Raw genomic sequence first — 7,538 nt, 5'->3', positions numbered from 1 at the left:
GTGCAGCAAATGTTTTGAGTCCTACGTCTACTCCGATGAGAGTAGCATGAGAAAAAGGTTCGGGTTCTGGTAGTTCTATTCCATCATCCGTTAAGACGCTCATATAGTATTTTCCAGTAGGAGTTCTCGATACTGTTAATGTTTTCATCTCTCCTTGAAAAATGTCTCTGTGCATCTTAACTTTTATCCAACCGAATTTAGGCAACTTAATTTCTGACTTTTCTACATTAAGATCATAATGTTGTGGAAGCTGGAAAGAAAAATGATGATCCTTTTTGCTTTTTCTTTGAGGATAACCGAATCCGAAATTGAAAAAGTTTGTGAAAGCTTTATTTAGATTTCGGCTTGCTTGCTGAAGTGCCCCGGCGTTAATCTCTTTTAGCCAGGGATATATTTCTTTTAGAACTAACAAGTGATTATTAAGATCAAATTCAGAAATACTTATTCTACACTTTCTATATAATGTAGATTTAATATKTAGAAGTTTGTTATAGACGAAMCGAGTACTACCGAAGTGTTTTTCCATAAGAACTTTTTGTTCTTTGTTAGGGTAAATCCTGTATCGRTTTCCTCGTTTCATTAGCATTATATATGTTTTGAAACTATGTTAAGATTAACAGATGTACTATCTGCAGGATTTCGGGAAGTCGACGGCTTTCATCCCCCACCTGTTCGATCCGATAAACCGGATCTCCTGAAGAGGGAGTCTTCTCGCCTTACGAGATAAATTGAAAAAAGCAATGCCTCCTGGCCCGAGAAATTGTCCTCTTGACCTCTGTAACCGCTTTAAATCCACAGGTTAATATAGGACGCCTCCTCTCCGGCTTGTCTGGCAGTCCTGAAAAATAGAGAAAGAAGACAGAAGAAACAGAAAGTCGAAAAGTAATCTCTTATAGACTTCCCCTGTCATTTCTGTCGGTTAGTTTTTTGCAGTGTTCTCAGTAGTTTTCACTTTCTGGCTTTCTCTCCATTCCTTTCCCTCCATTCTTTTCTCTCCTTTCCTTTCCCTCCTTTTCTCTTTTTTGTCTGAAAGACCGCTCTCCTGCGTCGAGCGTTACAGGAACTACTCAGTATAGTGAATATTGTCGTATGGGTCAGAAATATCAGCCATGTAACGGTGGACGACTTTTATTGAAAAAGGAATCAAAAAAGTGAAAGGGAAAATGATTTCCCCTCACTGAATCAACGATGCGGGTTTTTATCCTCCTTTATCCTCCTTTATCCTCCTTTATCCTCCTTACTGCTTTTTCAACAGGAATAGTACGGAAAGAATTCCTGCAACTGCAAAGACAAGCCCAAACCCCGGGCTTTTCTTTGTTTCTTCTGAGGTCGTATCCGGAACTTCGTTCCCCATTATTTGCTGTGCAGCTGTATCAGACCCGGAAGTTTCTGTCGGCGTTATCGTAACAGCACCTTTCTTTTCTCCTGTAATCGAATAGAAGGAAAAACCCGGAGTTTCGGCCCTGAAGTAGAGGAATTCGTCATCTTCCCCTGTTTTTTCAGTTTCGAGCTGGGTCCAGGCTTTGTCATGGTAACGGTTCAGGACGAGCCTTGCTTCATTGATATTGTTTTCATCCACCCAGCTGCGGGGAACCTTAAAGTCGATCATGGCACCCTCAAAATTACCGGATTCTCCGAAAAACTGGCTCCCAATTACTATGTTCATATACTGGAAGACCATGCCTTCAGGACCTTCCAGAACCGTTTTTGGCAGACCACTGAGGATCTCAACTTTCCCGGTCACGGTCCCTGCACTGGTCCCTGAAACAAATCTGATACCCATAACACTGCATCCGGGTTCGCTGAATGTAAACTCTGCCTGCTGGCCTTCGATTATCTGCTGCCTGGAAACGCTAGCTGCCAGGACATTGACGGAAGACATTCCCGAAACACCTCCGAAAAGGGCTGACCGGCTCCCACTGCTTCCGCTGCTTCCGCGGTATTCTTCTTCCTCCTCTCCTCCACCATTGGCAACTTCAGGAGGGTTGTAGAGGGGGAAGCTGTCAGACTCGTTTTCGGAGCCAGGAATTCCGTAAGGGGCATCACAGAAACCGTCTCCATCTGCATCCGGAGTGGTTTCGGAAAAACCTGTCCCCTGTGGGTTTGCCCAGCAGTTGCCACCTATATGCAGGTCTCCGAGGATGTTTGGCCCTTCGGTCCTGCTGGTATTCCAGGTGTTTCCGGCACATTTTCCCGAGAGGCGAATATTATCCGAGTTCCTGAAAAGATTATTGTAAATGCTATTGTTCCCTGAATTATACAGGTATATGCCCCTTAAATTGAGGCTAACGACATTGTTATCAAAGCTTGAGTTCGTCGTGTTGTAGAGGAAAAGGCCGTATACATTGTGCTCAAGAACCTGACCTCTGACCGTTATGTTCTCGCAGTCAATAAGATACACGGTCCCTGCATTGGAAGAAGCATCGAGCACTTTATCGGATTTTCCTGCAAGGTAGTAAATTGGCTTTCCGTCCACAAGGTTGCTGGTATCGATATCATTCCCACTACTTCCTGAGATAGCTTCTGCCCCGAAGTTGTATTCGTTGCCTGAAAGAAGATTGTTTTTCAGGGTGCAGGAATCAGCAAGCAGCATGAGCCCAAACTCGTTTTCCGAGATCCTGTTGTTATTCAGGTCATTATTTTCTCCTAAAACAAAATAGATTCCATGAACATTATTCTCGACAGTGTTATTTGAACAGTTGCTGCTGCCGTCGACCAGTCCCATGATCCCAAATTCGTTTTCGGATACTGTGAGGTTATAAAGGGTGGAATTCGAAGAATCGGAAACGAAAACCCCGATTCCGTTCTTTTTGAGCACCAGGTCCCTTACCGTTACATTTTCACAGCCCATCAGGTAGACGGTGCCTGCATTTGAAGCCGAATCGAGGACAAGGTCCGACTCTCCCACAATGTAATATATCGGCCTGCCGTCCACCAGGTTACTGGTATCGATATCGTTCGGAAGAAGGTTTCCAAACCCTGAATAGTCACCCATAAAGTTGAAAGTGTTGTCCTGCATTGAATTGTTTCTCAGGACATTTGCCTCTGAACCCGCAAGCCAGAGCCCCAATTCTTCACTTCCGCTTATGGTGTTGTTGCGCAGCTCGTTTCCATTACTCATGCCCCGGACCGCAATCCCATATCCATTGTCCAGCAGTTCATTTTCGTAGAGTTCGTTTCCTGAGGCTTCATCCAGCCATAGCCCGCAGGTAGAAACCGAACTTATGCTGTTATTAACTGCAGTATTGTTCCCGGAATCCTCAAGGTAAATCCCGAATCTTCCTCCGGTCACAGTATTTCCGGATAGGGTACAGTTTTCGGACTCGCTTAACCATGCTCCGAAATAACTGTCAAAAAGGACGTTCTCGCTTAAAATGCAGCCGGATACCCCTTCCATATAGATCCCTGCAATATATCCTTCTGAAGCTCCGGACACAGTAAACCCGCTGATCGTTACGGAATCGGCAGTTACATTGAAGATATGTTCTTCAGGAGCAGCCGCATGGACAATTGTATCATCAGGGTTCCCTGATGATGAAATGATGCTAATCGATTTGTTCACCTTTACGTTTTCCGTATAAGTACCCGGGCTTACGAGAAGTGTGTCTCTTTCCCACGCAGCATCTACAGCTGCCTGGATCGAGGAAAAAGCCCCGGATCCGGGACCCACAGTGAGGGTAATTGGAACTCCCGGTTCTCTGCAAACTGGCAGGTAATCCTTACTTCCGGTGAGGGAATTGATAATGTAAGGAGTGTCTCCTATCCCGTTTCCGTCAGCATCAGAGCCCGCATAATCGCTCCAGTAGTTTCCAGCGGTTGTATTCCATATGTTGTTACCTGTATCCTTAACATTCTTTGTGTTATTGAAAGAATTACCGTAGATGGTGTTATTTGTAGCTGCGGTAAGCCAGATCCCGAATTCCGAGTTATTTGAAATGGTATTGGCAAACAGTATATTGTCTGAAGTTGAAATTTCCCCTGTCCAGCCCTCAAGCGTTATGCCGCGGGTATTTTCCACAACTATGTTTTCTGAGAGAGTGTTGTGCTGGCTTATGGTCAGGAGAACTCCACTTTCATTGTTAGAATTTGCATTGTTTGCTGTCAGGACGTTGTAATCCGAATCAAACAGATCTATCCCAAGATCACTACCCGCAGCAGTATTTTCCACGAAAGTATTGTTATTCGAGCAGTCAGCCCGAATTCCTGTGTATCCTCCTGAAGCATTATTGCCGTTTATGGTGTTATTCCTGGCTTCGTAAAGATATACGCCGTATCCCGAATTTTCTGACAGGGTGTTGTTTGCAAGGATGTTTCCTGAAGAGGCTTCCAGATAAATCCCCAGTGAATTCCCCGAAAATTTGTTTCCATGTACAGTATTGTTACCGGAATCTGTAAGGCATGCTCCGTAGTAGTTGCCGGATAATGTATTGTTTTCGAGTACTGCTCCTCCCGTTCCGTAGAGGTAGATCCCGAACCTTTCATCATGGAATACAAGGTCCCGGACTGTTATGTTCTGGCAGTTAAGCAAACAAACAGAACCTGCATATGATCCTGAATCCAGAACATAGCCTGAGACTCCGGAAAGGATATACAGGGGCTTTCCATCAAGAAGGTTGCTAGACTCCACATCAGGCGCGCTTTGCGAAGTACAGCTCCCTTGAATTCCAAAGTTGTAAGTATTATTTTCCAGTATATTTTCGGAGAGTGAGTTCCATTCTGAATCTACAATGTAAAGCCCGTAGGAGTTTGAACTTGCATGGTTCCCTGTAAAGTTCAGGCCGGAAGAACCACTGATGTAGAATGCGTATCTGTTATCTGACGAACGAATGTTCTCAACATGGGAATCCGCTGAACTGTAGAAGTAAAGCCCGTAGAGATTTCCTGAGAGGTTCAGGTCCCGGACTGTCACATTCTGGCAATTGATACAGTAGACTGTCCCAGCATTTGAACCTGAATCAAGGATAAGGTTGCTTTCGTTTACAAAGAAGTAGATAGGCTTTCCGTCCACAGTATTGCTTTCGTCAATATCGTTTGCAGTTGAAGCTCTTGGAAATGCAAAATTATAAGAGTTGTTTTCCATTCTGTTATTTTGCAGGGTATTTCCTTCCGATGAGGATAGATAGATTCCATAATTATTGGATTCAGCCGTGTTTCCTTCCAGGGTGCAGTTTTCTGAAAGAATTACATAAAGCCCACAGTAGTTATCTGAGAGCACATTCTGGCTTATATTACAGTTCTTGACTTCATAGAGCCAGATCCCGGCTGTGGAGTAAGCGGAAGAAGACAAAGGTTTAGATCCTCCGCTTACGGAAAAACCTGAAATGTTTACCGAATCTGCCGTTACGTAGAACACAGAATCCTTAGAATTTGCAGCTCTTACTTCCGTATATTCTGGTCCGGACTCGGAAAGGATTGTAACAGCCCTGTCCACATCCACGTTTTCGGTATATGTGCCGTTGCGGACAATGATTGTGGCTCCAGGCGAAGAAGCGTCAACAGCGTCCTGGATAGAAGTGAAATCAGCAGGCTCGTCATCATCCACGTAGAGCAGGGAAGAGTTAGTTACATGAACCCATTCAGTTTTTTCAAGGGTATTGTTTCCATATTCATTTTCCACATGGAGTGTAACATTATACTTCCCGGCTTCCGTATATTTATGAGTAGGGAAACGGTCGGTGGAAGTGTTTCCATCCCCAAAATCCCAATTCCATGCCATTGGGGAAAGAAGGCTTGCATCAATAAATCCTACTATGAGGGGAGCCGGACCCGAGGTAACATTAGCCGTGAAGGCAGCTTCTGCCGTTTCACTCCTGTTTGTGAAAGCTTTGATGCAGACATTTGTGTTTTCCATAGCCAGAGCAGTATCTACCCAGTTCTCCCCATTCGGGCTGAAAAAGCTCTCTCCAGGATTCGCACTGGCTTTGCTGCTGTACCCTTCAAGCGGGAACTCAACCGCCACAGGATAGGAGTATTCAGGAGTGGTAAATTTTACGACTACTGAAAAATTCTGCCCAGTCTCAAGCTGGACTGCTGATCCCAGGGATATGGTATGGTAACCTGCAAGAGCAATCGTCCCGTTAGCAGAAGTTTCGGCTCCTGCAGAATTTACAGGTCCGGAAAGCGGATCAGTGTAGACGTAGATTTCATACTCCGTACCTGTGGCAGGAGTATAGAAACTCACAGCTTCAAGGGTTTCGGCTTTTTCGGCTGTGAAAACGTTGGCTGCCCAGGCTGTGCTGCTTCCTGAGACCCCGATACTTTCAATCCAGCCCAGAGGGTCATACTGATATACATGGGAATAGGAATTCAGGTCTTCTGTCGTATGAACGTTATTTGCACTCCCGATGGCAGTATCGTAATAAGAGATATAAAAGAAGCCTTCCTCTCCCCAGTTTGTACCCCAGGAATTTTTAACAATAAATGCTCCGTCTCCGGGGGCTGCAGGGTTGAACTTATTTCGATCAAATGAATCATCCCAGCCTACGAAGCCTATCAGATGGTTTTCATTATTCGAGCCTGTGTAATAATAGGTGCAGTTGGCAGCGTCATAAGCATCCGGAGAGTAATAAATTACAGAGCTAACCACCCCATAATTCATCAGGGCCCATTTGATCAGGTCGTTATCTTCTTGTCCGTTTCTTGCCGGAAGGAAGAGAACTTCCTTTATTCGTTTTAAGGAAGGAAGGTCTGTCGGGGATATCCCTGAGTGAGAATCATAAGGGTCATCGGTTTCACTTACCGGGCCGCTCCAACGGGCTAAGTAAGCCGTGGTCATAAAAGCATTTCCGCCGTCATCATAAGTGCGGTCAAAACCTTGAGGATATTCCTCGGAAAGCAGGTTTTTTACGTTATTCTCGGAAAAATCCATGTTTTTTCCTTCTGCTCCGAGGATATAGGATTCCAGGGATGCATAGGCTCCAAATGCCCAGCAGCTTCCTGCATCCATCTGGTCCCGAATAGGGCTCACGCGCCCTAAAGTCCTGAGGTTATAAGAAACAGGATAATTACCCTCACCTTCCAGATTTTCAACCGTTTTTAGGTGTGAAAGATCTACAGGGGCGGGGAGGAAGCCTGTAGCTAAATTTTCAGTCTCTTCTTCAGAAGCCTCACCTGAGGTCAGGAGTATTCGGCCCTCATTCAGCTCTTCACTTTCCAGATACTCCTCAAATTCAGGATTCAAAGGAGCAAAGGAAAAAAGTTCCGAAGAATAGTTTCCAGATGGAATAGATCCATTGTTTCCATAGGAATTGGATTCATTATTTTCAATTGCCATTAAGATATTATTTTCAACCACAGTCAATCTACTATTTTCTGATGTTGAAGATATATTTTCTATAAAAGTTAGGTTTTCTGAAATTGCTGCCGCCTGCCCGAGCAGGAGACATATCACAGCAAGAGAGAAAAGACACAATTGTTTTTTTAACATTTCATGGGCACCTGTTTTTTGATTTTTGATCATTTTAAAGTTAGAGAGCCGTTAAATTTCACGATAATAATAAAAGCTAAATGATCAATAAATCTCCAAAATTAACAACAAT

2 protein-coding genes are annotated in these 7,538 nt (G+C 44.3%); both read right to left on the bottom strand.

Features of this window, described 5'->3' with window-relative positions; genetic code table 11:
- Nucleotides 1-580 (bottom strand): transposase (locus FXV91_RS19385; RefSeq protein WP_255680725.1); only part of this gene is annotated, 580 nt, incomplete at its 3' end.
- A gap of 657 nt (nt 581-1,237) precedes the next feature.
- Complete coding sequence (locus FXV91_RS19380; protein WP_229392436.1) at nt 1,238-7,426, bottom strand: NosD domain-containing protein; 6,189 nt, start codon at nt 7,424-7,426, stop codon at nt 1,238-1,240.
- Between the last annotated feature and the right edge of the window lie 112 nt (nt 7,427-7,538).

Source organism: Methanosarcina sp. DH2 (assembly GCF_020804225.1).
GTDB lineage: Archaea > Halobacteriota > Methanosarcinia > Methanosarcinales > Methanosarcinaceae > Methanosarcina.
Note: the sequence above shows the minus strand (reverse complement) of the source record. Positions and strands in the feature narration are given on the sequence as shown.